At 55.1% G+C, this 26,582-nt stretch carries 19 protein-coding genes; 5 read left to right on the top strand and 14 right to left on the bottom strand.

What is annotated here, in order from left to right:
* Positions 1-101 precede the first annotated feature (101 nt).
* From CGZ80_RS05025 to CGZ80_RS04995, 7 genes are all read right to left on the bottom strand, one after another.
* Positions 102-521: a DUF1559 domain-containing protein gene (locus CGZ80_RS05025; RefSeq protein ID WP_094412006.1), complete on the bottom strand. Its 420-nt coding sequence runs from the start codon at positions 519-521 to the stop codon at positions 102-104.
* Positions 518-1,390: a DUF1559 domain-containing protein gene (locus tag CGZ80_RS05020; RefSeq protein ID WP_094412004.1), complete on the bottom strand. Its 873-nt coding sequence runs from the start codon at positions 1,388-1,390 to the stop codon at positions 518-520. The genes CGZ80_RS05025 and CGZ80_RS05020 overlap by 4 nt, the downstream gene beginning before the upstream one ends.
* The gene (locus CGZ80_RS05015) at positions 1,387-2,814 is read right to left on the bottom strand and encodes a hypothetical protein (RefSeq protein ID WP_094412002.1); all 1,428 of its coding nucleotides are present in this window, start codon (positions 2,812-2,814) and stop codon (positions 1,387-1,389) included. The genes CGZ80_RS05020 and CGZ80_RS05015 overlap by 4 nt, the downstream gene beginning before the upstream one ends.
* On the bottom strand, positions 2,798-7,936 hold the full coding sequence (locus CGZ80_RS05010; RefSeq protein WP_094412000.1) for a DUF5724 domain-containing protein: 5,139 nt from the start codon (positions 7,934-7,936) through the stop codon (positions 2,798-2,800). The genes CGZ80_RS05015 and CGZ80_RS05010 overlap by 17 nt, the downstream gene beginning before the upstream one ends.
* A 3-nt stretch (positions 7,937-7,939) precedes the next feature.
* Positions 7,940-8,362: a hypothetical protein gene (locus CGZ80_RS05005; protein ID WP_094411998.1), complete on the bottom strand. Its 423-nt coding sequence runs from the start codon at positions 8,360-8,362 to the stop codon at positions 7,940-7,942.
* Between the two features lie 83 nt (positions 8,363-8,445).
* A complete protein-coding gene (locus CGZ80_RS05000) occupies positions 8,446-11,736 on the bottom strand; it encodes a DUF5724 domain-containing protein (RefSeq protein WP_094411995.1) in 3,291 nt (1,096 codons plus the stop codon).
* 139 nt (positions 11,737-11,875) lie between these two features.
* Entirely contained in the window at positions 11,876-13,006 is a 1,131-nt protein-coding gene (locus CGZ80_RS04995; RefSeq protein WP_094411993.1) for a hypothetical protein, read from the bottom strand.
* A gap of 145 nt (positions 13,007-13,151) precedes the next feature.
* Between CGZ80_RS04995 and CGZ80_RS04990 the strand changes: the two genes are divergently transcribed.
* Positions 13,152-14,027: an alpha/beta hydrolase gene (locus CGZ80_RS04990; RefSeq protein WP_143543748.1), complete on the top strand. Its 876-nt coding sequence runs from the start codon at positions 13,152-13,154 to the stop codon at positions 14,025-14,027.
* Positions 14,028-14,120: 93 nt separating this feature from the next.
* Here CGZ80_RS04990 and CGZ80_RS04985 read toward each other — a convergent pair whose 3' ends face one another.
* From CGZ80_RS04985 to CGZ80_RS04975, 3 genes are read right to left on the bottom strand one after another with little or no spacing between them, the layout of a single operon-like run.
* On the bottom strand, positions 14,121-14,612 hold the full coding sequence (locus CGZ80_RS04985) for a DinB family protein (protein WP_094411989.1): 492 nt from the start codon (positions 14,610-14,612) through the stop codon (positions 14,121-14,123).
* Between the two features lie 51 nt (positions 14,613-14,663).
* On the bottom strand, positions 14,664-16,202 hold the full coding sequence (locus CGZ80_RS04980; protein WP_094411987.1) for a mercuric reductase: 1,539 nt from the start codon (positions 16,200-16,202) through the stop codon (positions 14,664-14,666).
* Positions 16,199-16,936, bottom strand: coding sequence for a TVP38/TMEM64 family protein (locus CGZ80_RS04975; RefSeq protein WP_094411985.1), 738 nt, complete (start codon positions 16,934-16,936; stop codon positions 16,199-16,201). The genes CGZ80_RS04980 and CGZ80_RS04975 overlap by 4 nt, the downstream gene beginning before the upstream one ends.
* A gap of 135 nt (positions 16,937-17,071) precedes the next feature.
* Here CGZ80_RS04975 and CGZ80_RS04970 point away from each other — a divergent pair, with 135 nt between their 5' ends.
* The 3 genes from CGZ80_RS04970 to CGZ80_RS04955 all read left to right on the top strand — a co-directional run bounded on the left by CGZ80_RS04970 (position 17,072) and on the right by CGZ80_RS04955 (position 20,567).
* On the top strand, positions 17,072-18,439 hold the full coding sequence (locus CGZ80_RS04970) for a sulfatase-like hydrolase/transferase (RefSeq protein WP_158222559.1): 1,368 nt from the start codon (positions 17,072-17,074) through the stop codon (positions 18,437-18,439).
* A gap of 395 nt (positions 18,440-18,834) precedes the next feature.
* Positions 18,835-19,386, top strand: a complete 552-nt coding sequence (locus CGZ80_RS04960; RefSeq protein WP_094411980.1) for a hypothetical protein — start codon at positions 18,835-18,837, stop codon at positions 19,384-19,386.
* Between the two features lie 125 nt (positions 19,387-19,511).
* Positions 19,512-20,567, top strand: a complete 1,056-nt coding sequence (locus tag CGZ80_RS04955) for a ferrochelatase (protein WP_094411977.1) — start codon at positions 19,512-19,514, stop codon at positions 20,565-20,567.
* 16 nt (positions 20,568-20,583) lie between these two features.
* Here the strand turns inward: CGZ80_RS04955 and CGZ80_RS04950 are convergent, their stop codons facing one another.
* From CGZ80_RS04950 to CGZ80_RS04935, 4 genes are all read right to left on the bottom strand, one after another.
* Entirely contained in the window at positions 20,584-21,747 is a 1,164-nt protein-coding gene (locus tag CGZ80_RS04950) for an aminotransferase class V-fold PLP-dependent enzyme (protein WP_094412115.1), read from the bottom strand.
* A 134-nt stretch (positions 21,748-21,881) separates the two neighbouring features.
* Positions 21,882-23,603 (bottom strand): hypothetical protein, encoded by a 1,722-nt coding sequence (locus CGZ80_RS04945; protein WP_143543747.1) that lies wholly within the window; start codon positions 23,601-23,603, stop codon positions 21,882-21,884.
* Between the two features lie 245 nt (positions 23,604-23,848).
* The gene (locus CGZ80_RS04940) at positions 23,849-24,661 is read right to left on the bottom strand and encodes an FkbM family methyltransferase (RefSeq protein WP_094411973.1); all 813 of its coding nucleotides are present in this window, start codon (positions 24,659-24,661) and stop codon (positions 23,849-23,851) included.
* Positions 24,662-24,668: 7 nt separating this feature from the next.
* Positions 24,669-25,616, bottom strand: a complete 948-nt coding sequence (locus CGZ80_RS04935) for a hypothetical protein (RefSeq protein ID WP_094411971.1) — start codon at positions 25,614-25,616, stop codon at positions 24,669-24,671.
* Between the two features lie 148 nt (positions 25,617-25,764).
* Between CGZ80_RS04935 and CGZ80_RS04930 the strand changes: the two genes are divergently transcribed.
* Positions 25,765-26,580 (top strand): glycosyltransferase, encoded by an 816-nt coding sequence (locus tag CGZ80_RS04930; protein WP_094411969.1) that lies wholly within the window; start codon positions 25,765-25,767, stop codon positions 26,578-26,580.
* The last annotated feature ends 2 nt before the right edge of the window (positions 26,581-26,582 follow it).

The following is a 26,582-nucleotide window of genomic DNA, read 5'->3' as shown; positions in this document are numbered from 1 at the left end:
CGAGGTGTCAATTAATCTTTTTGAGGATTCGTGCCTCACCGCACGTCGCGAAGCTCACACGCATGCTCTTGTAGCGTTTCGATGTTCGCCCGAGATCTGTTTCAAAGCGGTGGAGAATCACTGTCGTTTGCCGCTCGTGTTCCCATCGCTCCCCAGTAACCGAAGGGGCTGGGGCTACCCGGTGACAAGGGCCCCGTCATTCCAAGCCGGACGCTGCCGCCCCAAGCGTCTCCCGCTTCTACCGAGTTGGCGAAGAAGTCGGTTGATCCGTCACATCGCAGCACGTGGGCGCCGCCATGATGATGGCTGCTCACTGACGCAATGGTTGGGTTGCGGATGTCATCTCCCGCGACAGCGATCGTGCTGTTTGGCGGTCTGATCGTGTTGAAGCCCGAGAATACCGTCGCCGCATCTGCCCACCGCATTCCGCGATGGCGGTCGACAGCGGTGGGAATGACGGGAGCTCGCGGTGAATCGTTGGGAAGCCAATAGCGCGGTCGCTGCGGATCAAGAAACATCATTGCTTCGGCTGACGAATCAAACAGTCCGCCGTGTAGGGGCACGTTGTCCGATGTCGCACCAAGTCGTAAAGCGGGTGTCGTTCGGCAGTCGCGATCACCAAGCTGGTCGCTATCTCGCCGATGAGGAGCGTGTTGGAAAGGCCGTCACTGATGTCCGCAAATGACATTCGTTCGCGAAAGACAAATGCCCCTCGTGCGGCAGCGCGAACCCGATCCGCCATCTGCGGATCGACGTTCCACGATGCGGTCATAGGATCAAAGCGAAGTGCCGAGTCCATCTGCGCATCGATTGCGTCCCCGAGGCAAGCCGCGTAATTCGTGCGCCCCGTGATTTCGCCAGTGCGAGGATCCGTCGGGCATCGCAATAGTGACAGATCGGTGATCCAGGGGAGATAGTTTCGTTGGCTCGTCGCAGGCCCCATTGCTGGCCAGTAGGCGTCTTCGGCAAGTTTGCCATGGACCGTATCGGACGAGCGTTGGCTGATCTGATCCCAAAGGTCTTGCTGGCCCATAAACGGCAAAATTCCGACAAACATACTGAGTTGCTTGCCGTTGTTTCCTCCGCCCTGGCCGCCGACACCCCTGCTGCCGGCGTCACCGTGACCAGCCGTACCGGATGATTCCTGATGGGTTCCGGTGCCATGGATCGGAAAGTGTTGATAGGTTCGGTGGTAACTGAAGATCGCGATTCCAATGTTTCGCAAGTTGTTTTGGCACTGGCTATTCCGTGCCGTTTCGCGTCTTGATTGCAGGTCGATTGCGACCAACGAAACAAGGGTTGCCGACATCGCCAGGCCGGCAAGCATGTCAACAAAGGTCGACGCCAATCGCTTTCGTCCGGCGAACGATTTTTTGAATGAACGATTCATCGTGAGAGTTCCTCTGCGACATTGACTGACACGGCAAGCGGTTCCATTGGCGATTCGGTGAACCAAGCCAGCGAACTGTGTTGGGGGAATTGAATTTCATATGCGGGAAAGCCGTTGAAACTTTCGATCACGGTGACCTCGGGTTTCCAGTTTTCGCCAGAAGCAAACGGGATCGATGCCTGGAAGTCAGCTTCGAGTTGTGTCAGCCATCCGCCTTGTGCTTGTGACTGTCGGCGAATTTGTTCGACGCATTCAATTGCGACCAGCCTTGCAGTCACTCGTGCACGAGCTCGTGAGAGGAAGGTGCGGTCAAGTCTGGTTTCGACGTACTTCGCAAACACCGGTAGGACGATTAACTGTTGGATGTCGAGAAGGTGTTTTGATAACGCTGGTGCGGCGTTTTCCGTTCCGCCATAAACGTATTGGATCGGTTCACTCAGCGATTTGAAATTTTGACCGACCAAAATTAGCGATTGAAATTGGCGTCCGAGCAGTTCGGCTTGTTCGGGCGATTTTGGGGCTCGCGACGTTTGTTTGAAAGTTCGAAAGAGGGCACGGACATCACGGACCCATTCGTCCGGTTGCCGTGGCCGATCGCTCAAAATCGGTAGGTCGCTGCAGGTGACGCTCCATAGGATTTGGTCAACCGTATGGCGTGTGACCAAGCTTTTGTTCAGTCGATCTGTCACACCAGTCATGTATGGTGAGCCCATCGATTGCAGGTCGGCGACGGCATTCAGCAAAACGGTTTGATACATGTATCCGACGAGCAGGTTGATGTCGTTGTTGGTTCGCATCAAGTTGTGTGCAAATGCGAACCCGCTCGCCAACGTTTTGGAGGCATCGTCGGTCCTGCCGTTCTTGTACTCGAGCAAGGTCCTTAGATTGATCAGATAGACCATCGCCTGAAACTTGCGGCTTTGGTGCTCAATGTCGAAAGAGACTCCTTGATCAGGAGTTTCTGCCCACTTGATTTGGTTCACCAAATCGGTGAATGCCTGGTGTTTATCGCACACCGTTTCGATGCGTTCGAGCGATTTTGGGGCCTGATGGCCACTGATCAAAATGATTCGATTCGCATAGGCAAGATTGATCTCGTGGATCGCGTCTTCATCAATCTGGTCCAGCTGATCAAGAATCGATCTCATCAGATCGGTTTGCTCGTGTAGTGCTGGCCGTTGATCCGGGTACCAATCTTGCAATGGGATTTCGCCATCAGCAATTCGGTGCAAGTGATAGGCCAGCAACTCTTGCGATTTTGCTGGACGCTCGCCAATCAAAATGAATCCGATGCAGCACATGCATGTCAGTGCGCCCCAAGTCCGTGTGACGCGACGTAGGTGATAGGCCATTGGCACTTTTGCCGTTTCGTTGAAAGCTGGATGAGAAACGATTGAGCCGCTTTGGCTACTTTGCCATGTCACGAAGTTGATCCAGGATGATTGGGTCCTGGATTTCGTCATCTTTGGCAAGCAGCAAGACTTTCGAAACGACTTCGGCCGTTCGAGGGTCGTTGTCGGCGAACGGCAGGAACAGTTTGCCACGATGCTGAGAATGCACGGGAACGATACAAACGCTGCTGCCAGGGATGCGATGCACGACGGCACTTCCCAGGTGCACGCTGTAGTCGCCGAGTTTGCCTTCGATGACTGCGTGAGAATCCTGTACCTTCACATTTTTCAGCTTCAGCAACCGACACGTCTCTTTGACCAGTTGTTGTCGAAGTTCGACAGTGGATGCGGTGGCTTCGGGATCGACTTCGCCAACATGTGCAACGCTGACGACCAAGTCCATGTCACGCATCACTTCGCTAAAGATCACCGGAGGCACCTTGGTCAGCGGAACGCGTTTCCCTGTGGTCAGGTCATAAAACGTGACCGCTTCAATCGTCAGGCCTTCGTACTGCAGCGGCGTCGTGATACCGTGATTGAACGACACCTCGACACGTAACTTTTCCTGATAGAACGTTTTGAAGACATCGTCGTATTCGTCCATCGTCCAGTCGCGGCTGGCCCATAGACGGTTGGCTTGACGTGGATTGACTTGATGGGCGGCGTAACGAAGCGAGTGTTCCTTGTCCTTCTTCTCTTGCGCCGTGATGACGTACAACTCGCGGAAAACTTGCTTGAAAGGTTGGATCCGTTCACCAGTGAAACAGTCTTGTTGCCACTTGGTCCACTGGCGGCTTTTCAGTAAGTCATATGGATGGGCGATGCGCAACGATTCCGTTTTCTTGACCGGCTCCAATTTGCCGGCATGATCTCGCAAGGCTTTGCCGCCTTTGTCGGGATAGCCCATGATGCCTTCGCCGATCAAAACGAGTCGTTGGATCTTGGGCCACATCAAGGCGTGATTGGCTAGCTCGGCCAATTCTGATCCGCGGATCACATCGCAGCGGCACATGGATTGTTCCAGCGACGCGTTCATTCGTGACGACTGTGTTCGTAACGATTTGGCCCGTTCACGAAGTTCGACGAATTCATTGTGTTTGCGCAGCTTCGTCGGCACGCTTTTTAACGTTTTGTCACCTCGACGGATCGTCAATTCTGGCTCGGCATCAGAGTTGATTTCCAGCGATAGCTCGACGTCGTCTTTTGTGGCGATCACAGGCCCCGCGGCCAAGTCCTGCGTGCTCTCGGCTTCGAGAGCCCATTGCAAACGCATCGGGTCAGGATAGCCGGCGGTGTTTGCCAAGTTTTGCATTCCAATCTCGACCGAACGCAGCGCTTCGGGACGCGACATCGATCCCAGTGTTTTGGCATACTTGTGATAGGCCTGCATCACGCTGTATCGATCCAGTAAGTCGTTCGCCGCAGCCTTCCCTTTGGCCAATGGAAGCAGGCCTAACAGGCGGACGTTTTCCTTGAGGTTTTTCTTTTCGATTCCTTCAACCAAGGATTGTTTGGACGCTTTGCCGAGTAAAACGTCGGAGATCAGCTGCGCCCGTTTCGCGGCAGCGGGGGTGGCGGCAAGCTTTGCCGCGTTCGCCATCATCTGCCATTGTTTGGGCGTGATGTCTGCATACACCTGATGGAACCACTGGACGTCGATCGCGCCGTCATTGCGGTCGGATTCGGTCAGTGGAGTGCGCTGACGAATGAGCCGCTCCCACGCCGACAGCTTTTGTGGTTTCTCGTATTCCGACGTTTCATTGTCTGCATCGACGTCGTCGTCATCATCATCAACGTCGTTCTCATTTTCGAGGACTTCGTCCATGCCATACACATAGCGCATGTGGGCCATGAACCAATAAAACGCCTCCAGAAATCCTTTCCAGCCCAACGCTTCGGCCGCAAACTCGGCCCATTGCGGTGCCAGAAAACTTAGCTCCACCAGCCGTTCCGGCGACAACAATCCGCGGTTGTCCTTTTGTTTGATTAGCTTGCCAAACTGGGCCGGCGTTTCGTCGGCGGATGGGTACGTCGCTTGAACCAGTTCGGTGAAGATGACGTTGCGTTTGTGAGCGTTTGCTCGCCAGCTTCGGTCTTTTTTCAGCGGGGTATCGCCAAGTTCACGCAAGATCGACAACAGCGTTTCGGTGCCGTAGAAACATCCGATCGCTTGGACGGCCCCGGTTGCCGGTGTCGCCGATTCTCCGCGAGCCAATTCGATTTCCAGCAAACGAGTTCGGATCGAATCAACGAGGTTGCGAATTTCGTCACGTTCGGCAAACGGTCGCACGCCCTTTTCGACAATGCGCTGCGAAATGCTTTCCAGAGACGAAAAGTTGTATTTCGAATCGTCATTGTTGCGCGGTCCAACAAAGTGATCGATCACATCGGCCAAGTTCGCCACGCCAGCCCCATACGCGCCAGCTAGTACGGCGAGAGGGCATCGATTGCGAAGAAGGCCCGGCATCGGCTCGTCAAACCATCGCATCAAATTCCACATCCGTGTCCATTGTTGTTTGGTCGGATGAACGGTGGCGTCCACTGCGTTTGCTTCGACAAACCGCTTTCCCTGCCATAGCCAATCGTTGTGCCGCAAAATATAGGAAGGGTCGTCGAATTCCTCCTCTTCGTCGTCACCGGGTTTGGCAAAGTCTGCGATATCCTCTTGGGGAAACGACGCGGCGAGGTTCTCCGTCACATCCAGCAGGTAATCCAAAACGTCGGATTCGGGGACGGGGATCAAAAAGTACTCGAGGATTCCTTGGACGTGCTCGCGGAAACGCAACTTGGGCGGTGGCACGTCTTGCCCAATGCATTTGAGCAATGATTTGCGTGCGGCCGACTTTTTGAGAAGGGGCATGATGTCGTTGCGGTCCCAGTCGTCATCGTTGAGCAACAGAAAGAACGCTCGCATCACCTCTAGCCCGTCCGAGTCGGTCATCGACTTAGGCCGTTTCTCGAACCAAGCTTCCCAAATCTCTGGCAGTGGAATCAGCTTTCGTGCTTGTTCCACGGTTTTGCCATCGCACTTATCCGAAAACGCATCATCGGCTTCGCCAAGCGGCGCTGTCACGTCTCGCCCACGCCAATCCTTGAACGTGATGGACTCCTTGCGATGCTTGTGAACCAAATCGTCGAGCGACTTGATCATGGCTCGCGCGGCAGCGGAAACTGCGACCGACTTGTTTTTCCGTGGGGCGACAACCGGAGTTCGTTGGCTGGCGTCCAGCAGCCCAAAGCCGTTTTCGACCGACAGCACCGGTTTGTGGCTGACCAGAATCGCGTCCAGTTGCGATTGCTCGTCTTTGCCGATGCGTTTTTGTTTGCCGCCAAAATCGTTTGCGATCGCCACACAGGTTTCACGTTGCCGATCACCTTCGGCAAGGCAACGCAACAGTTCCAGTCCGGCGAGTCGCTGGGGTTTGTTCTTCGCGTCACAAAGTTCGCGTGTTACGTCGAGAACGGTCGCGTCGTTTTGTGCGAGCAGCAGCGCTATGACCGAGCTTCGAAGATCTGCGGAGGTGCGTTTTAGGAAACCGGTCAGCTGATTGAGTGCTTCACTCGTTAGTTTGTCTTTTAGTAGTGCGTTGACAGCGATTTCTCGGACGTCCATCGACACGTCGCCAACCAAGGTAATCAACGCGTCGCGGGCATCCGCAGTTCGCGGTTTGAGTTCGGCCAATTGCCCGGCCAACGCTTCACGTCCCCGTACATCAAAATCACGGAGGTATTTTAAGAGGCGTGTCGCGGGTTGATCGCCTAACGCCAAGAACAACGCATCGGTGGCATCCGACTGTCGTGCTTTGCGTTCGGTCCATGGCCAAACGATCGGGGCGAGCGTTTTGGGTTTCGCCGGCAGACGTTCGAACAACGCTTCGGCGTCTTCCAGTTCGACGTACTTTGTATAGTCGGGGTCTTCGGTCAGGAAATACGGCTCCACCCACTCGATCGCTTTTAATGCAACCCGGTCGTCTTCGTCGCAGATCGCTTTGACCAACACTTGCATTCCGGCTGGCAAATACAGCCAAGCGAGATAGCTTGCCACCGCATAGCGAATTTCGGTTGCCGAATGGTTAATCAGTGTGTCCGCGATGGCGATTGCGTCTTCGACCGAACGAATACTGATCGTCCATAAAGCCAAGTACACGTCCGAAGCATTCTTGGAAGTCAATTTGTCGGGGCGCAGAAACGACTTTGCCGCAGCCGGGTCGGTGGTGAAATTCGCAAGCGTTGCGATCGAGTCATGCACCTGTTTTTTTGCGAGCGCAGACCATTGCCACCCGAGCCATTCGTCGAGTGCTTGAACGACGGAGCTGTACCGTGCCAAATCGTTTTCGTGCAGCAACACGAGTAGTCTGGCGAATGCGTCTGGATGCGCATCGGTAGCCACTCGCAAGATCGATTGACGCAAGCCTTCTTGGCGTTTGGCGGCTAACAGCAAACGTTCGACGAGCTCCCAACCGTCTTTGCGGTCGGATGCCCAGAGGCCAAGCAAGACGTGGTCGCCGATCGTACCGATTTCGTGCTCTTGGTTGACGATCTGACGCAGAATTTCGTACGTCTCGTCAGCCTGCGGATGTCCGGCCGACAGGTTGGCTGCCAACAGGAAACCGATCGCTTCTTCGGAGGTGCCGTAATCAACATAGAGATACGGCGCCCAAATCGCCAAGTTCGGTAGCGTCAGGACCTCGTCTTTGTAACACGCACAAAGATCGAACATGACTCTCAGCCATGTTGCACGAGACTCCTGCATCGTCGGAGTGATCGTTTTTGAACGGACTGGCTTTTGTTCGTATTCACCGCAAGCACAGCGATTCGCCAGAGCATCCCAAGCCGTTTCGATCAGCGGCGCGACCGATCCGGTTGCTGTGCGGATCAGTTTATTCAGGTCCTTTGACGACAGCTGATTCAGTTCCGCTTGCGCCTGATCTTGTCGAATGCGTGCCTCCTGCCAATCGTTGATCCGATCGCCCGCTTCATCGCGTTGGTAGAGCGCCCAGCAGAGCCGCCGAAGTTTTGCCGGGGCCTTTTTCAGTCGTCGATCAAGTTCGGATTGAATTTCTTCGTCGGAGGATCCGTCATCGCCATGTTGTGAACTTGGTGCGATCAGCCACTGCTCGAAATGCTTTTGTGCGTCCTCGTACTTCATCACCATCGCTCAGCCTCCTGCCAACATGGTCAAGCGAATGAAGGTGATTCGGCTGTCCGGCAGCAGGTAAACCTGTGCGTCGAGCGACTCTTGTTCTTGATCATCGATCAGAACCAAGTACAAGCCGTCTTCAAACGCGAGCAACGCGTCGGCAATCGCTTGTTCGGTATCGATGTCGACGGTCGAAGTGTTTCCGCCGAGGTCGATCTTGCCACTTTCGGTAGCGAGTTCCAACTGTCGCTCGGACAGCACACGGATCAGCGAGCGGTCTCGCTGGCGTTTTTCATAGGCGGTGACTTCGGTGCGAACGATCGATTCGATCAGTTGCGCCAGTGTCGTGCCGCCGTCGCCAGGGTCCGCAGGAGGAGTGATTGAAAAGTCATCGAAAAGTGGCTTGCGCCGGCCCAAAGCTTTGCCGGAAACGGTCAACATCGTTCACCCTCGGGGAAAAGGTTCATCGGTTGAGCCAGTGTAACTAATTCGCCGCCCCCCTGTTTGTGATGTCGCCAGGTTTGTCAGGCAGTCTCAAGTGCCGCGTCAACGTAGTCCGCCCAGTGCGGCGCGATGGAGCTGAGCTCGATCAGGCGTTCTTCGGTCAGTTGGCGTTTGGACTTTGCCTGTTTGAAATGCGTCGCAAACGTTCCTGGCAAATCGCTGACCAGTGGGTAGGTCGCGACCGCAAGCTCGGTCAGCACGACAGCGCGTTTGTGACCGCTCGATCGTGATCCGCGGTCGCGTTTCAGCGGCGTTTCGCCGATCGCGGTCAAGATGCGAAACAGCGTTTGTGAACCATGAAAACTTCGAATCGCTCGGATCGCACCCGTTGCGGTTGTTTCCGATTCGCCACGTTGCAATTCGATCTCCAGCAGCTGTGCACGAATCTTCTTCAGTAGTTCATGAATCTCGGGCCGATTGCGAAAGTCTCTCAGGGTTTCGTTTTGCTTTCGCTGGGTCACTTTGGCAAGCGACGGAAAATCATCTTGTGAATCGCTATCAGATCGCGGCCCGACCAATTGGTCGATTACGTCATCGAGTGTCGCCGCTCCGGCCAAGTAAGCTCGCGCGGTCACGGAGAAATCACAATGCAAACGGCGTGCGCCTGGTGTCGGCTCGTCGCACCAACGAAGCAGTTTCCAAATCCGATCCCATTGTTCCGGTGTCGGTGTGACATTCGGATCCGCGGCCTTGGCTTCCAAGAATACTTTGCAAAGCCATAGCCATTCGTTCGTACGCAACTGCTCATACGGATCAGCGCTTTCTTGGTCGTCCGGGTTGCTGTAATTCTTGCCACGCGGAATGAAGCCGACAAAGTCTTCTTGCGGGATCGAGGCCGCTACATTTTCAGTGACGTCAATCAGGTAGTCCAGCACCTCGGATTCGGCGACAGGAAGCAAGAAGTATTCCAAGATCGCTTGGACCAGTTCGGGGTATCGCAGCGTAGGTGGCTTGGTGTCTTGCCCGATGACTTTGACGAGCTCGAGTCGTGATTCAGATTGTTCCAGAAACGGCATGATGTCGTCGCGTTCTTCGTCGTCGCAGCTTTGCATCAAGAACAACGCACGCATCACTTCTAATCCGTCACTATCGATCAACGTCTTAGGGCGTTTCTCGAACCAGGATTCCCACAGTTCAGCGAGCGGAAGTCTCGCGCGGACTTCCGCTTGTGCTTTTCCATCGCAAAGGTCGACGAAGGCTTCCTCGGCTTGTGCCAGCGGGGCGGTGACATCCTGGGCACCATGCAAAAACGAAATCGGCGTGTCACGATGTTGGTCGATCAATTCGTCAAGTGAATGCAGCAGCTTGCGTGAAGCGGCGCTGATGGTTTGACGGCGGTTTTTCTTCGGCTGCGTCACCGCGGTGCGACCGCTCGGATTAAGCAGTCCAAACCCGTTGTCAGGCGACAGCTTCGGTTTGTAGCTTTTCAGGATCGCATTGATTTGCAACTGTTCGTCTTTGCTTAGCCGTTTGTGGTGTTCGGGGAACTGGCTGGCGGCCGTGACACAAGCACTTCGCTGGCGGTTCTCTTTGGCCAAGCAGCGGAGCAATTCGAGACCGGCCAAACGTTGTTGCTTGTTTTTGGCAAGGCATAGTTCGTTTGCGATCGCCAGGGCGGTGTCGTCGTCTTGGACCAAGAACAGTTTCAGAATCTCGTTTCGCAGGTCGGCGGACTTACGTTTAAGGAACTCGCAAATCTGTGTCAGCTCTTCGCGGCGAATGCCCTTTGCACGCAGTGCCCGAGTGGCGACTTCGCGAACATCCAGCGACAGGTCACCAACCATCTCGACCAGTGCGGTACGAGCTTCTTCGGACCAATCGTCGGTTTGGACGATCAGTCGGGCGAGCTTTTCACGGCCTTCGGGACTAAGGTCCGCGCGGTGTGGCAGAAGCGCTGTCGGTGGCTGATCGCCGAGTGCCAAAAACAAGGCTTCGGTGATATCGATTCGACGAGCCTTCGTTTCGGTCCATGGCCAAACGATCGGCATGAACTTCTGTGTCTTCACCGGCAAACGCTCGAACAGTGAAACCACATCGGCGAACTTCAGGTGGCGGCAAAGCTCACTGGGGTCGATCGATTCGAAAGCATCAATGCCGCGCAGGGCTTTCAAAGCGACACGTTCGTCTTCGTCATTGACGACGCTGGCAAGCAGCGGGATCGCCGGTGCGAATTCCAGCCAGGCCAAGTAACAAACGGTTGCATAGCGGACTTCGGCACTGGGGTGTTGAATCAGCGTTTGTGCGACCGACAACGCGTCTTCGACCAAACGAACTCCGATCGCCCACAGTGCCAGGTAAACATCTGACGCATGGTCAGCGTCCAGGCCCGGATCGGTCAAAAATTCGGTGGCGTCTTCGGGGTCGCCGACGAAACGTGCGAGCGTTTCCAGACCGGCGACGATCTTTTGCCGGGCCAGCAACGACCAGTGCCAACCCAACCATTCGTCCATCGCATGAACGACGGCGGTGTAACGCGACATGCCTTGTTCGTGTAGCATGCCGAACAGGCGAGCCAAGGCATCGGGGTGAGCGTCAAACGCGGCGACCAAAATCGCTTGTCGAAGCGATTCGTGTGACTCGTCGGTCGTCAGCAGCAAACGCTCGATCAGTTCCCAGCCTTCTTCGCAATTGCCGGCCCAAAGTCCATAAAACACGTGATCGCCAAGCACGCCGATTTCGTGTTCTTCGTGAACGATCTGGCGCAGGACTTCGAGTGTTTCTTCAGACTGTTCGTGGCCGTCAGACAAGTTCGCGGCGATGACTTGGCCGAGTTGCTGTTCTCGCGAGATGTAACCTGTTTGCAGGTACGGTGCCCAGACGGCCAGCATCGGCAACGTCAACACTTCGTCTTCGAAGCTGACGCACAATTCGATCATCGCTTTCAGCCACAGCACACGGCGGATTTGAACGGCCGGGCCAAGCGAGGACGAACGGATCGTTTTCTTTTCGTAGTGATAGCTTTCGCAAGTCGTTTCGAGCCACTGCCAAGCGGTCTCGATCAAGGGAGCCGCATTGCCGGCGGTCGCACGAATTAGCTTGTAGATGTCTTTGTCAGGCAACTCTTCGAGTGCCAGGTGTGCTGCCTCTTCGGCTTCGTTGATCTTGTCCCAGTCATGGATGTACTGGCCTTTCGCATCGCGTCCGAACATCCCGAAGCAAATTTTGCGAAGCCGTGCGGGAACCTGCTCCAGTCGCTTGGCCAGCTCCGCTTGCACGCGTTCGTCAAACGTCAAGCCACCGCCGTCTTGCTCGGAGGGGCGAAGGATCCACTGGGTCGCTTGCTGCTGTGCTTCTTCGGGAGATAAGGCCACGGTTCAATTCTTCCTGCCGAGTTCGCCGTGGAGTCCCCGCTGGGGGCGGACGGCGAGTTTCAAAATGTCGCTTGCGAAAAGATGCGACATCTTAGCGGATCGATTTTTTAACGCATCCGCCATCGCCCAAATCACGCAATCACTCGAACGCGACCAGTTCGAATTCGACCGTCTGATAGACTTTGCCGTTGACCTGAACCGAGATGCGATGGGTGCCCGGATACAGCGTGAAGGTGGTGGCATTCGCGTGCAGTTTGTGCCGTTTGGCGAAGGTTTTTGATTTGCCACGATCAAGCGTTGTCACACCGATTTTGAAAACCTTTCCCGCGGTGCCGCCGTGGGATTTCACAAAGTCGATCACATAGTCAACGATCAGCGGTTCCTTGCGAGACGCTTCGATCGTGAACGAAAACTCCATCGTCTCGCCAGGCCGCCACTGCGGTCGAGACAACTCGATCGGATGGACTTCGATTTGGGGACTGGGGCGGTATCCCAAGAAACGCAGCGTCGGCGAGTGCCCTTGTTTGACCAACGTTCGCAGCGAGTGCTTGGCCATCCAGGTTAGCTCTTTGGCGGTCTGCCGCTGCTGGTCCTTCCACCGTCCCAACGTTTCTAAAACGAGTTCCGGATCTTTTTTGGAGATGTCGTTCATGTGGTTGGCGACACTGCGTGTGACGTAGCGTGTCGCATCGGCGTGCAGCGTGTCCAACAGTGGAACTGCCGTGCTGATCTCCAAGGGCACCTTGCCTGACCAAGGGAGCGATGGCCGTGTGCCTTCGCTGACCAACCGGCGCACATGGTAATTCCGATCGGTCGACCACTTTTCGAGTTCGGTCAGTGTTTCTTCGGGGTAGGCGCGGATGAACGCACGAATCGCGTCTTCCATCGAAAACCGTTGCGTGATTTCCTTCAACGTTCGCAGCGAAACTCGCAAGTGCTTTTTGCTGACGCCGTTGCGGACAACGTACTCACCCAGCGGCGCGAAGATGAAATCGCCAAAGTCGTCGTCGGTCAGGGTTTCGTCCAATGGCGGTGGCAGTGCCGCAGTGATTTGCTTGGCCGCCGTTTTGAAATCGGGCGACAAGTAATCGTTCAAGACTTCTGCGATGTGCGCGATCCGCTGTTTCAGTTCCAGCTCCGTCAGCTTGGCCATGACTTGTTCGACAAAGCGATCTCGATCGAACGACGCGTCGGCGACAACGAACAGATCTGCCAAATAGCAGACTTTGTCGTGATTGAAGAGGTGGTCTTTTAAGCTGAACTTGGTCATCGCGTCCCCGGATTGTCGCCGTGTCGAAAATCGCGTTTCAGAACTTGTCTTTCCGGCTACCAAAAAGCAAGGGCAAGCGACGGTCCGATCCATTAAGTTATCGGGTGATCAGACCGTTCCTCTCCGTCCTCAGAGTATCCCACCAATGACCAACCGCCAGATACGATTTGTGCTTTTGCCAGTGCTCTTGCTTGCCGTCATTCCGTGTTTCGCGGTGCCCTCATCGTTTGCGGATGAACTCAGCAAAGCCAGCGAAGTGCGGATCGTGTCAGACGTTCCGTACAAGACCGGGTCGGTCAGTGACGCCGAGCAAAGTCGTTGCAAGCTGGATTGGTACTTGCCGGTGGGCAGCAAGGATTTTCCAACGATCGTTTGGTTCCATGGCGGGGGACTGAAGAACGGGCACAAGGCCGGTGAGCACGACGTGGCGATTGCGAAGCGGTTTGCAGCCGACGGAATCGCGGTCGCTTCGGTCAACTATCGGCTTTCTCCGGCGGCGACCTATCCGGCGTATGTGGAAGATGCAGCCGCAGCAGTCGCGTTCGTTTACCGTGAAGTCGAAGCGTTGGGCGGCGCGAGTCAACGAGTCTTTGTCTCGGGGCATTCGGCCGGCGGCTATTTGACAGCGATGGTTGGTTTGAATCCAGAGCTGTTGTCGCGGCACGGTGTCAAGCGAACCGATATCGCCGGGTACATGCCGGTCGCAGGCCAGATGGTCACGCACTCGACGGTGCGTTCGGAGCGAAAGGTGCCACGGCCACGACAAGTGATCGATGACGCGGCACCGGCGTACCATGTGACGGCTGACACGTCACCGTTTTTGTGTATCGCGGGCAGCAATGATTTACCGGTACGGTCGGAAGAGAACCGCTTTTTCGTCGCGGCAATGAAAGCCGCTGGCCACCAACACATTCGCTTTGTCGAGGTTCAAGGTCGTGACCATGGAACCGTCGCAAACTTGATGAGCGAGCCGGATGACGAAGTCGCCGCGATGCTAATTGAGTTTATCAAGCAGAACTGAAGTGGCTTTTCGATTAGGTCCCCGGCTCGCGATGGAGTGTGATAGCGGTTGGTGGAATTCCTTGCCGCTTGCCTTCCTGTCGCTGAAGTTTTTTTAAGCTTCGTAGACGGAGACTGAGTCGATGCCGGCCATTCTTAGGTAGATCGAGAGGATGCCGCGGTGATGGACAAGGTGGTTGAAAACCCAGGTTCGCAGGCAGTCTTCTTTGGTGATCGTGAACAGCGTTTGCCCGCCCATCAACAATGACCAAGGCTTTGCCAATTCTTCGTCCGATACCCCTGCAATCGCTTCCCGAGCCGACGCGATATTTTTGTCGAACAACGCCAGCACTTCGGCGGGATCGGTCATCTCGGGTGTTGCTGGCTGCTCGCAATCCTTGGGTTGGATGTCGAACTCGGGGTAGTCGATCACGTGACTCGTCCATCCAGCGCAGTCGGCGATATGGTTGGCGTTCCAACCGATCGTGTGCAGCTTGTCGTCGGGTTGCCAGTCCATTTTGTCGGCCGGGATCGCGGCAAGGATTTTGCGAGTCCGTGGCATCTCACGATCAAATTCGGGCAACATGATTTCGGCACGTGTCGACATCGCAGAGTAGGCTCCTAAAGCATTGTGATGGGATAAGACTTGATGGTCAGCTTAGCGACCAACATTCCATCGCATCAAGTATGACAGGAGGCGTTTGTTCAGCGGCGTGAGCTTGGTGCGATTGCACTGATCACCCAGCTTTCGGATCGCGTCTGACTGCGTCGGATAAGGGTGGATATTATTAGCGAGTTTAGACAGTCCGACCTTGGTGTTCATTGCCAAGGTGATTTCGGAAATCATCTCGCCAGCGTTTTGGGCAACAACTGAAGCGCCCAAGATTTGATCGCTTTTTCTGGCAACGTGAATCGTGACGAATCCCTCACATTCACCATCTAAAATTGCGCGGTCGACTTCCGAGAGCGATTGATGAAACGTTTGTATGCCAATGCCGGATGCTTCGGCTTCTTTCGCAGTGATGCCGACCTGTGCGATTTCGGGTGACGTGTACGTGACGCGTGGGATCAAAAGTTGACTTGCCTTTTTCCTGCCGAAAGGCCCTAACGCGAACAACGCATTTTGAATCACGATGCGTGCTTGGAAATCGGCAGCGTGCGTGAATTTCAATTTCGAGCACACATCACCGGCAGCGTAAACGTTCGGGTTGGTGGTCTGTAGGAAATCATTAGTGTTGATGCCATGTTTAGTGCTGGTGATTCCAGCGGAACTCAGGTTCAAACGTTCGATATTCGGAGTGCGTCCTGACGCGATCAACAATCGATCGACGGACACCGTTTCTTGACCACCCGGGCATCCCGAGACGACATGCGTTTCATCACCGCGGGATTGGACCCGAAGATCGCGTGATCCAAGACACAGTTGGATGCCATCACGCTTCAATTGTTCGGTCAACGTTTCGGCGGCCGCAGCGTCCTCACGATGAAGGACCCGATCATTGCGGTCGAACAAAGAAACTTGGCATCCCAGTCGAGAAAAGGTTTGTGACATCTCGCATCCGATGGGACCGGCGCCAATGATTCCAAGACGATTCGGCAGCTCGGTCAGCGAGAACAGCGTTTCGTTGGTCAAGTAGTCGATCGTGTTTAAGCCGGGGATGCTTGGCACTGCGGCGCGAGCGCCGGTGGCGATCACGGCCCTGCGAAACGTCAATGTGGCGTCTCGGTTGACGCCACCATCGGTGTGGACATGGATCGATTCGTCATCGACAAACGACCCTTGGCCGAAGAACACGTCGACACCAAGTTTGCTGAACCTTGTGGCCGAATCATGTGGACTGATTTGCGCACGCAACTTTCGCATCCGCCGCATGACACCGGCAAAGTCGGTCTGCCAATCTGCAGCGTGAATTCCAAACCGATCTGCATCACGAACCGTCGCCGCGACTCGCGCCGAACGGATGAGGGCTTTGGACGGGACGCAACCGAAGTTCAGGCAGTCGCCGCCCATGAACGCGTTTTCGATCAGGGCGACACGCGCGCCAAGTCCGGCTGCCCCGGCCGCGGCGACTAGGCCGGCCGTGCCGGCGCCAATGACGACCAATTGATAGGGACCCTTGGGCGTTGGGTTGCGCCAATCCGGCGGATGAACTTGGTCGCGAAGTTCTCGGTCGAATTCGCTATCGTGATCGTTCATGTGGCGTCCTCGCTAGGCTGGTCTTGCGTCGGTGAGGTGGTGCGATGGAGGCGTTTGATCAGCCAGCGTGCCAGCAGTGGGAATAGCCCCAGCAATGTGAACGCGATCGCGATTTGTGTCATTTGACCGGGACCGAACGCAGCCGAGACACCTTCGTCAGCCAATTGTTGCAAATCAGGAACACTCCAACCGGCATAAACATAGACGATCGTACCGGGCAGCATCCCAATTTGACTGACCCACCAGAATGTTCGCGTTCGGATCGGCGTTAAGCCCATCACTGCATTGATCACAAAGAACGGCACGGCAGGGATCAGACGCAGCGAGAACAGATAAAACGGGCCTTCGCGTTCGAGCGATTCGTTGAATGATTTGAGTCGCTCACCGAAGCGGTCTTCGATCGACTGACGAAACAAGTAACGGCTGAGGGTGAACGCGATGGTGGCACCCGCCGTCGATGCGAAGCTGACCAGTACGACGCTTTCCAATAACTCGAAATACCAGCCGATCGCCAGCGTCATCAGTGCCGCACCCGGGATCGAAAGTCCTGTGGCAACGACGTAGACAAGAAACGTGCCGCCATACACCAACAGGGGGTGGTCGGTTTGAAAGTTGCGTAGTTGTGTTTCGCGTTCGGCTAAACTAGACAAACTGATCTGATCGCCGACCGCGATCCAAGCGGCGGCGATGGTGATGGCAAGAAAGACGAAGACGATTTGTTTTTGATAGTTCATTCGTCACCTGAAACGTTTCATTCCGACAGCACGACCATTGGTATGCCACTTCGATTTGCACTGAACTCGGTAATGCAGGGCTCTGCACGCACTCTTATTGCCACGTTGCTTGTGAGCTTCATTGTGGGCACGGCCGTGTCTGCGGAAACAAAAAAGCCGCCGAATGTTGTGGTCATTTTCATTGACGACATGGGCTTTGCCGACCCCAGTTGTTTCGGCAATCCTGCGATGAAGACGCCGAATATCGACCGGTTGGCTGCGGAAGGGACCAAGTTCACGAACTTTTATGTCAACTCGCCAATTTGTTCGGCCTCACGTGTCGCACTCACCACCGGCCAGTACCCGCAGCGTCACCGCATCCATTCGTTCCTTGCTGCTCATGCTGCCAACGAACGGCGCAAGATGCCGGATTGGTTGAACCCCGAAGTGACAACGCTCGCCAAGTTGCTGAAACAAAAAGGCTACGCGACGGCGCATTTCGGGAAGTGGCACATGGGCGGTGGGCGTGATGTGAAAGACGCTCCTCTCCCACAAGCCTATGGATTTGACGAGTCCTTGGTGGCATTCGAGGGGCTCGGGGACCGGATCTTATGGAGTAAAACGGGGAATCAAGAGCTGAGTTGGAAACACGGACGCGGCGAAGTTTTGGATTTGCCAAAGCACAAAACGACCGAAACGTATGTTGATCGCGCGATCGAGTTTATTGATCAGCATCGTGACGGTCCGTTCTATGTCCGCGTCTTTCCAAATGATGTTCATGACGTGCATCTGCCCGCCGAGGAGCAGCGGGCAAAGTGGGAAGGACGTTCTGACAATCCGCCTGACATCGATTTTTTTGCTGTGCTGGACGAGATGGATCGCCAGGTTGGGCGACTACTCGACAAGATCGATGATCTTGGACTTGAGAAGGAAACGCTGGTCGTATTCACCAGCGACAATGGGCCGACCGATTGGCCACGTTACTACAAAGCAGGGCATCAGCCGCCAGGATTTACCGGGCCATTGTTTGGTCGTAAATGGAGTTTGTTCGAGGGCGGGATTCGGATGCCATTTCTAGTTCGCTGGAACGGAACGATACCGGCTGGTCAAACTGACGATTCGACCGTGGTCGCCGCGATCGATGTGTTGCCAACAATCGCTTCGATCGTTGGCGTGGAATCTCCCGAATCGGTCGATGGCCAGGATCTGTCGACCGCTTGGCTCGGAAAACCGATACAACGGGATTCACCGATTTTCTGGGAATATGGCGTTTACGGCAGCATCAAGCCTGGGAAAGAATCGCACATCAGTCCTGATCTGGCCATGCGTGAGGGAAAGTGGAAACTGCTGATGAACGTTGACGGATCGTCCGCGAAATTATTTGACCTCGATGACGATGTCGGCGAGGCGAAGAACTTGTTTGAGGAGCACCCGGAAGTGGTCGAGCAGATGCGTCGTCGCTTGCAATTGTGGTGGTCGGAGATGTCAGCGTATTACGCCGTTGACGATGGGACGGAACTTTAGTCGCCGTGTCGGTCAGTTGTTTTGGACGCTGCCTCGGGCGTCCAAGGGTTTGCATCCAATCCAGATTTCTCAGGCATCGCCCGAGTGAGATAGGCTACTTTCCAGATGTTGTTCCTTCATTCGTCAGCGGACGTTCGCGTCGATTGGTTGGGCAACAATGATTTTGGAAACTGTAGCAACGACGAGATTCAAACATTGTTATCTCCGATACCCGGGATGTCAGTTGATATCCCGTGCAAAGCGGCCTCCGCTTTGCGTTCAGGAGCGCGACGGTTGGCCAGGGTCGGCTATCAGGCGGAAGTGACATCCGGAACGGATCGAACAGCCGCAAAGACACTTACAAAGCTGTTTGCCCCGACAGCTCGAATCATCAACATGCTGCGGCAGGGGCTTTCATGAATCAGCTGGCAAAAGACGTTTGCACGGAGGGCCTCTTTAGCGCCCTCGCCGAGGTACTGGAGTACTACTCGGGCGACGAGGTAACGATCAAGCACGCGAACTGCGATAGCTTGGCAGCGGTGTTCAACGAGACCATCGAATGCCCAACGTCTGGTTGTGAAACGATCGCTTCGTTTACGCGATTGGACGGACCCGGTGTGTCTGGATCACTCAGTTTGACCTCGCATGCGTGTGTGATCGCAAAACTGGGCGGTCAGGATATGGAGCTGGCTTCGGATTGGATCGGGGAGCTCGGAAATCAATTGCTGGGGCGGTTCAAAAACAACCTCTTGGACTATGGCGTCAGCACTGATCTGGGGATTCCTTTGACTTCTCGCGGAATCCTGCTCAATAGCACGACTTCGCCTGGAGATCAGCTTGATCTGAAAGTGGAAACCGCCGCGGGGAACATTTGGGTCACGTTTGTGTTGCAGGTCGGCTACGATCATCGATGGCGAAAGTTGCCTCAGGCTGCCTCCGCAGCCGCAGGTAGCGTCCAGTTGTTCTAAGTTGGCCCGGTTTCAGGTCGGCAGCCGGAGGTGAGTTCTTGCCGAGCCCCCTTTTGACGAGATTGACGCTTGTTAAAAATAGGGCTGCAAGATCCAAATGCTCACGTACGCCTCCACATCCGCTTATGACCGATCAGCCCCCAGCCGGCAACGAACTTCCCTACGATTCGTTTCTCCTCGTGTCCTTCGGTGGTCCCGAAGGACCCGAGGACGTGATGCCATTTCTTGAGAATGTCTTGCGCGGGAAGAACGTTCCGCGTGAACGGATGCTCGAAGTCGCCGAACACTACAAGACCTTTGGCGGTGTGAGTCCAATCAATGACCAAAATCGGGAATTGTTGGACGCATTGAAAGCTGAATTCGCTCAGAACGATGTCGATTTGCCAATCTACTGGGGGAATCGAAACTGGAATCCGTTGCTGCCTGACGTGCTCCAGCAAATGAAGGCCGACGGTCGAAAGCGGGCGTTGGCTTTCTTTACCAGCATGTTCAGCAGCTACAGCGGATGTCGCCAGTATCGCGAGAACATCATCGATGCGCAGCAGCAGGTCGGTGGCGGTGCGCCGGTTGTCGAGAAAGTTCGTATGGGATTCAACCATCCCGGCTTTATCGATGCGGTCGCCGATGGCGTGAAGCAATCGATCAATGAACTGAATTCGGACGCATCCGAGACAACCGTGCTATTCACAGCGCATAGCATCCCGATGTCGATGGCTGACAATTGCGACTACGTCAAGCAGTTGAAGGAGGCTTGCCAATTGGTCGCCGATTCGGCCGGAGTGGTCGACTGGAAACTGGTTTACCAAAGTCGTAGTGGGCCCCCACAGCAACCTTGGTTGGAGCCGGACATTTGTGACGAAATCGAATCGATGGACAGTGAGAAAAAGATCCGGCATCTGGTTATCGTGCCGATCGGTTTCATTAGCGATCACATGGAAGTTCTCTATGACTTGGACGATGAAGCGGCGACGCTTTGCAACGAGCGTGGAATCTCAATGAAGCGTGCCGCTACGGCCGGTGTTCATCCAAGTTTTGTTTCCATGATTCGAAAGTTGGTTCAGGAGCGATTGGATGGGAGCGTTGAAAAGGAATGCGTCGGGGGACTGGGCCCTTGGCATGATGTCTGTCCGCAGGACTGTTGTACTTACACTCCACGCCGTCCCGGACCACCGTCACGTTAGTGCGAGCACCGTCACGTTAGAACGTTGACTTCAGGATATTTGCCAGGCGTTCGATTTGTGACAGATCGTTATACGCCTGCATCGAGACACGCAAGATCGGTGTCGAATTCGGGCCCATGAATGTTGGTACTTCGATCTTGTGCTTTTCGTAAAGGTACTTTTGAAACACCGTGAGGTCGCCCGCTGATGCGAACCGTTCGCGGGGCAGGGTGACTGCGGCGAGCGAGCCGATCATTGACTCTGGAGCAGCGGGATCACTGTCCAAGGCATCGTTAAGGATCGTTCGAGCTTGGAGGGCATTTTCTCGGTTCTGGGCCATCAATTCGGACAGGCCACCCGGCAACAGCGACTGCAGAAAATCGATGGCGTTCGAAACGGCCAGGATCGGCGTCACGTCATAAGTCCCCGGCCAGTCGAACTCGGCCAGCAAGCGGCTGCGTCCGTCATTTTGTTTGTTGGCACCGTGGCTGATCACCGTTGGGCGAACTTCGTCGTGCCACTTACGATCCACATACATCAGGCCTGAAGCTTTGGGGGCACACAACCATTTGTGGTGGTTGGCGGTGTAATAGTCGGCGCCAATATGTTGCATGTCCAGCGGAATCATGCCGGGGGCGTGTGCACCGTCTACAAGGATTCTGGCCCCACGGGAATGTGCAAGCCGGACCAGGCGTTGCAGCGGAAAAACGAGTCCGGTGGGGCTGGTGACATGGTCGACGACCAGCAGCCGCGTTCGATCTGTCAGTTCCGACTCGATGCTAGCGACGACCTGTTCTGGCGATTCGATTGGGAAAGGAACCTTTGCGACTCGAACTGTCACGCCAGCGCGTTCCGCCACAAATCGGACGGCGTTATTGCATGCGTTGTATCCGTGGTCCGTGATGACGATCTCGTCTCCGGCTTTCAGCGGCAGCGAACGTACGACAGCATTGACTCCGTCGGTCGCATTGCGAACGAAGACCAGTGAATCGCTATCACAACCGATCAGATCGCTGAGCCGGTCACGCACCAAATCGAGTTTTGGTTCGAGTTCGCGTTCGGGGGCCAGGAAGCGGATGGGATCGCATTCAAGTTGCTCGATCAGTTCGATACGAGCCTGTTGAACGATCGTCGGAGTGGCCCCAAACGATCCGTGGTTGAGGTAGTCGATTTCCGGGTTCAGTTGCCAGTGTTGTCGCATCGAATCGTGGGCCCGTCGGGTGAGATCGCTCGTCAATGGAATCGCCTCTTGCGACACTATCTTGCCAATCGACCAAGCTTGTGGAAAGTCTGATTCGATTCGTATTGACTAAATGCGATCGTCGTTGCAGCGACTCAAAATCCCGGCAGCAACTTGCCAGCGGACGATGTTTCGCTACGAGAAACGCGGAGTCTGGTTGAAAGGGTTGAATATGCACCCGTCTTTCCCGTTGTGATCGCGAGCCCCACCCCAAGCGACAAGATGCCGGCAGCGATTGGCCAGTTGATTCGGTACAGACGCCCGCTTTGGTGTCCCTGGTAAGAGGCGACAGTGATGAATAGGGCAAGGTTCGCGATCGAGACCAGTACCCAGCCTTGGCGATGGACCCAGATTGCATAGCCAAACGCTAAAATCGCGATCGCAAGTGTTGCGTAGGTGAGCGCCGGCCGATGTTCCATGGTTGCTAGATACATCGCGACCACGCCTTCCGACGAAACCAGGATTGCGCTCACATAACGCAGGTTATGCGCCAGTTGAGTTCTGTAGCACCCGCCGATCCATAGCAGTGCGATCGTAGCGTAACCCACACCTGCGACAGCGGCTTCATCAAGGTAACCGGCACTCTGTCCTGCCAAGACGATGGTCGCAGTCATTGACGCGGAATGCAGCAACCACATCCAATCTGGACGAGATGATCGTAACGCCAAGACCGCCCACCAAAGTCCTGTCATCGCGAATAGCATCCAGCGTTCGAGCCCGGCATTGACGGCGACTTGTGGAAGCGGCGCCATCATTCCAATCCACGTGAGTACCAGCGGGAGCCCGATTCCTGCGCCCTGCACACGGCGAACGGCAAAGTAGCCAAACATCAGAAACACAGTCAGGCCTGTCAGCGTTGCCGCAGAACCGACATAGTGATGCAAGTCACTTTGGATCGGCAGCAGGGTGCGTCCTTCGTTGAAGTGCCCAATGCCGATGAGAGCGGTTGTTGCCGCCAACGCATAATGTTGCACGAACTCTTGTTTCGTTGCCAATCCGTATTCGGTGATCAAGATCAGTGCTGATGCGAAAAGAGGCAACAGCAGAATCGGCTCGAAGGTGCCGGCCCGTCCATAGAACCCAAATGACATCCAGATCGCATGGGAACGGACTCCGGCCAAGACATACATGACCAAGAATGCGGACAGCGGATACAGCGGCCACGACCAGGGCGTTCCGCTGTCCCTGGCCGACGCTGCGCCGTTTCGAACAGCTGGCAGCAACACCAGCATGCTGATTCCGATCGCGATCGAGAAAAGCATTGAACCCCAGTTGGCCAGCGGGTCGTTGCGATTGGCAACCGCATCGCCAAGCAACAGTGGCGCGGCGATCAAGGCACTGAAGTACGTGTAATATGCCAAGCGGTACCACAATCCCAAACGTAACCGACTAAGCCGAAGCGTCAGTTCGGTAATGATCAGGATTGCAAAAGCGGTCACCCCGGCAAACTGTTGGGCGATCGATTGATAGCCGATACACAGTTCATCGAAGCCGGTCGTCATTGCGATCAAGCTGATGATCACGACGATGAAAATCGAGCGTGCGTCATCCCAAACCTTGGCCAGTCTGACGACACCGATACAGACGACAGACATCAGCAAGCTGTATCCGAGCAGTCCGCCGACCATGGTGGTTGTCTTTTCGGTGAGCCCACCTTCGGAAACAGCGAAGCTTTGGCAGCCGTAGATGACCAACAAGCAGCTGATCAGATAAAACGGGTTTTGGTTGTAAAGAAAACGAGCAAAAGAGACGCTCGTCGATTCGGGTTTGGGTATCTCGCCACCGTTTGGCTCAGCTGGATCCGTTTCATTGTCCATAACCACTTTCCCGCGAAAAGATGAGTAGACCGATAGCCACAGCGAGTAGTCGCCGCTACGAAAATCGGAGTTGGCATTCATCCACCGCCCGCGGAAAAGAATTCAAGGTGGACAATCAAACCGCAATGAACTGACTACGGACCACCTGGGGAACAAGTTCAAGAGATTCGCGTCGTAAGAAATAAAAATAGCTGACAGTCTTACGATCGTCAGCCGTTTCAGTGGACCGGCCGCATTGCGAGTCGTTATTTTCGAACCCTCGTCGCACATAGATTGATTCGTTGATCCATTCCGGCGTCTGGCTGGATTTGGCGGAACGGAGATCGCGACCAAAGTTCAGGAACCAAGTGATAGCGGAAGCCGCAGTCCGAGATCGTCGTTAGAAGGTCGTGTAGAGTTGGCAACGAATGTTCATACCCATGATATTCAACGAACAAATTTTGAACGCGGCCTAGTTCATGCGAAGCTTCTTTAAGCACAAGCGTTTCGGCACCTTCGATGTCGATCTTGAGAAAGTCGATGGGACGATCGATTTCCCGGATCAGCTCCGATAGCCGGATCGTCTCCACGGTCACTTCGTTCGGTCCAATCGCGTCTTTTCGTTCCAAGTTAAGGTGGCCGGCGTCGTCGCCGCTGGAGCGAAAGGTGGCGGTGCCGGCCGTTTCTGCTACGGCAGCTTGGAGCAACTTTACGCCCTGACGCATCCCGCAGTTCTGTTCAAGGACGGCAAAAATTGCCGGGTCAGGTTCGATTGCGGTAATTACTGGGGAGTTGAATCGCGAAAGCCAGTATCGGACGGCCAGTCCAATGTTGGCACCGCAGTCGATGATCACTGGCGATTGGGATGCGGTCGGAAAATCATAGAGGTGTTCTTGGTAGATCGCATGCCAAGCTGATTGAGCCGAAGCCCCGTCAACATAGTGCAGTTCTCCGTCTCGCATCTTGACCACACCGGCGGTCCAGCGTGGCTTTCGCCGCAATCGATGCATGCGAAAACTTTCGACGCCTAACGCTTCAAGATTTCGTTGGCGAATCGCATTAATCCAAAAATCAATCATTTAGGTATCAGACTCCTTGGCAACCGATTCCGAAGCGTCGCAGGACCGATCGCATCATTGACGATACCCCATAAACGCACGCCCAAAGCATTCGTATGGGATTACCGATACCAAACCAGTGGTATGCACAGAAGCGGTCGGCTTCGGCATGTTGGACGAGTTCTTGCGGATGAACAAGCGGAAAGGCGATGGGATGACGCCGAGGTGTGCCGGCGTCGTCTCCTTTGGTGTGAGTTGCCGCGCTGCCAAACCCAATGTTTTGCACCAGATTTTTTTGTGGTGTGATGGTTAGCAGTTGGTTTTTCCAGACCGAAAAAGTCCACCGGTAAGCCCAGCTATTGATTCGTCCGCGACGGCACCCTTTGAAGATACGTTGCCAATACCGAACCTCCATCGGGCCGACGGCAAAGTCTCGGATGATGTCTGCATCGACCCTGCCCCTCGGGCAAATTAACGCGTGGTCATACGCTTGCCACGCACGCCGCCATGTGGCCCAGCCCCAGCAGTGGTTGTACTTGGAATAGTAGTAGCTCGCTGAACCCCGGGATTGACCGCGTTGGAAGTTATTCCCGGTGATCACGCCGATCCGCGCATCGTCAGCGTACCGGATACCGAGTTCTTCGCAGAATCTGAAGAAGCTAGGGTCCGGCAGGCAGTCGTCTTCCAAGATGATCCCAAAGTCAACGTATTGGAAGAACCAGTTGATCGCGGTGTGGACATTCTCCTGGCAGCCAAGGTTTTCGTCGCGGTACAGCCGTTTGACCTCGCAGTCCCAGTCGACTGATTCTGTGATCTCGCGAGCAGCTTGGCATTGCTCGCGGTCGCTAGGTTTCCATGGACGTGGGCCGTCAGCGGCGACAAATAGTTGCCGTGGCCGAACGTCGCGGATTTGTTGAAAAACCTCGGCTGTAACGCTGGGCCGGTTGAAAATCAGGAAGAGGATGGGAACTTGCATTCGATTCGAAATTGCGTGCACTGAACTTCATTCAATCTTCTTGTGAAAGCCCCTTTTCGGAGGACGCTGTCCGCGCTAACGTGCGCCCACGTTGTTCGTCCGCGTCCGCCAGTCGGCTTCCCCGAATTCCATCATCGGATTTGTTTTCATGTCGTCCAGTCGGCCTCGCGTTTCTGTCTTGATGCCGATTTGGAATACGCGGCACGACTACGTTTTCGAAGCAGTCGAAAGCTTGGCGCGCCAAACGATCCGGGATTGGGAACTGGTGGTGGTGGAAGACCCGTCGGAGCAAAACGCCCGCGAGTTGATTCGCACCTTCGCGGATCCAAGAATCCGCTATGTCGGTAACGAATCGCGAACGTCGTTGGTGAGTCAACTTAATCGTGGGCTTGATCTCTGTCAGGCTGCCTATGTCGCGCGCCTTGACGCAGACGACCGTTGTCAGCCGCAACGGTTGGAGCAGCAACTCGCCTACCTGGATGGCCACGCGAAGTGCGGTGTTGTGGGGTGTCAACTCGAAATCATTGACGAGGCGGGTGATGTCGTTGCCCAACGGCCATACCCGGTTGGCGCGGCTCGTATCGTACAAACGATGCGGCTTCGCAATGCAATCGCTCATCCTGGTGCAATGTTCCGCAAAAGCCTGGTGGAGTCGTTGGGAGGATATCGCGACGCATTTCCGTACGCAGAGGATTACGATCTTTGGAGCCGTGTTCACAAGGCTGGCGTTGAGCTTCATAACGTCCCGGAAACGTTGTTGCAGTATCGTGTTCACAACGGCCAAATCAAAAGCCAAAAACTGCGTGCCCAAATTGCCGGCACGATTGGGGTCAAGCGAGCTTATTGGAAAGATTCGATGGGGCCAAAGGGAAGATTGCGGTTGGCTGGTGAGCAGGTGTTGATGGCGTTTCCACCACGACTTATCACGCGTTTGTTCAGGTTCCTCTATCACAACAACCACTGATT

It is taken from the genome of Rhodopirellula sp. MGV (assembly GCF_002251265.1).
GTDB classification, from domain to species: domain Bacteria; phylum Planctomycetota; class Planctomycetia; order Pirellulales; family Pirellulaceae; genus Stieleria; species Stieleria baltica_A.
Note: the sequence above shows the minus strand (reverse complement) of the source record. Positions and strands in the feature narration are given on the sequence as shown.

Coding starts and splice junctions, on each gene's coding strand:
- CGZ80_RS04990 (WP_143543748.1), top strand. CDS start 13,152: ATGACCAACCGCCAGATACGATTTGTGCTTTTGCCAGTGCTCTTGCTT.
- CGZ80_RS04995 (WP_094411993.1), bottom strand. CDS start 13,006: ATGACCAAGTTCAGCTTAAAAGACCACCTCTTCAATCACGACAAAGTC.
- CGZ80_RS04955 (WP_094411977.1), top strand. CDS start 19,512: ATGACCGATCAGCCCCCAGCCGGCAACGAACTTCCCTACGATTCGTTT.
- CGZ80_RS04950 (WP_094412115.1), bottom strand. CDS start 21,747: ATGCGACAACACTGGCAACTGAACCCGGAAATCGACTACCTCAACCAC.
- CGZ80_RS04940 (WP_094411973.1), bottom strand. CDS start 24,661: ATGATTGATTTTTGGATTAATGCGATTCGCCAACGAAATCTTGAAGCG.
- CGZ80_RS05005 (WP_094411998.1), bottom strand. CDS start 8,362: ATGTTGACCGTTTCCGGCAAAGCTTTGGGCCGGCGCAAGCCACTTTTC.
- CGZ80_RS04945 (WP_143543747.1), bottom strand. CDS start 23,603: ATGGACAATGAAACGGATCCAGCTGAGCCAAACGGTGGCGAGATACCC.
- CGZ80_RS05025 (WP_094412006.1), bottom strand. CDS start 521: ATGATGTTTCTTGATCCGCAGCGACCGCGCTATTGGCTTCCCAACGAT.
- CGZ80_RS04930 (WP_094411969.1), top strand. CDS start 25,765: ATGTCGTCCAGTCGGCCTCGCGTTTCTGTCTTGATGCCGATTTGGAAT.
- CGZ80_RS04985 (WP_094411989.1), bottom strand. CDS start 14,612: ATGTCGACACGTGCCGAAATCATGTTGCCCGAATTTGATCGTGAGATG.
- CGZ80_RS04935 (WP_094411971.1), bottom strand. CDS start 25,616: ATGCAAGTTCCCATCCTCTTCCTGATTTTCAACCGGCCCAGCGTTACA.
- CGZ80_RS04975 (WP_094411985.1), bottom strand. CDS start 16,936: ATGAACTATCAAAAACAAATCGTCTTCGTCTTTCTTGCCATCACCATC.
- CGZ80_RS05010 (WP_094412000.1), bottom strand. CDS start 7,936: ATGGTGATGAAGTACGAGGACGCACAAAAGCATTTCGAGCAGTGGCTG.
- CGZ80_RS04960 (WP_094411980.1), top strand. CDS start 18,835: ATGAATCAGCTGGCAAAAGACGTTTGCACGGAGGGCCTCTTTAGCGCC.
- CGZ80_RS05020 (WP_094412004.1), bottom strand. CDS start 1,390: ATGAATCGTTCATTCAAAAAATCGTTCGCCGGACGAAAGCGATTGGCG.
- CGZ80_RS04980 (WP_094411987.1), bottom strand. CDS start 16,202: ATGAACGATCACGATAGCGAATTCGACCGAGAACTTCGCGACCAAGTT.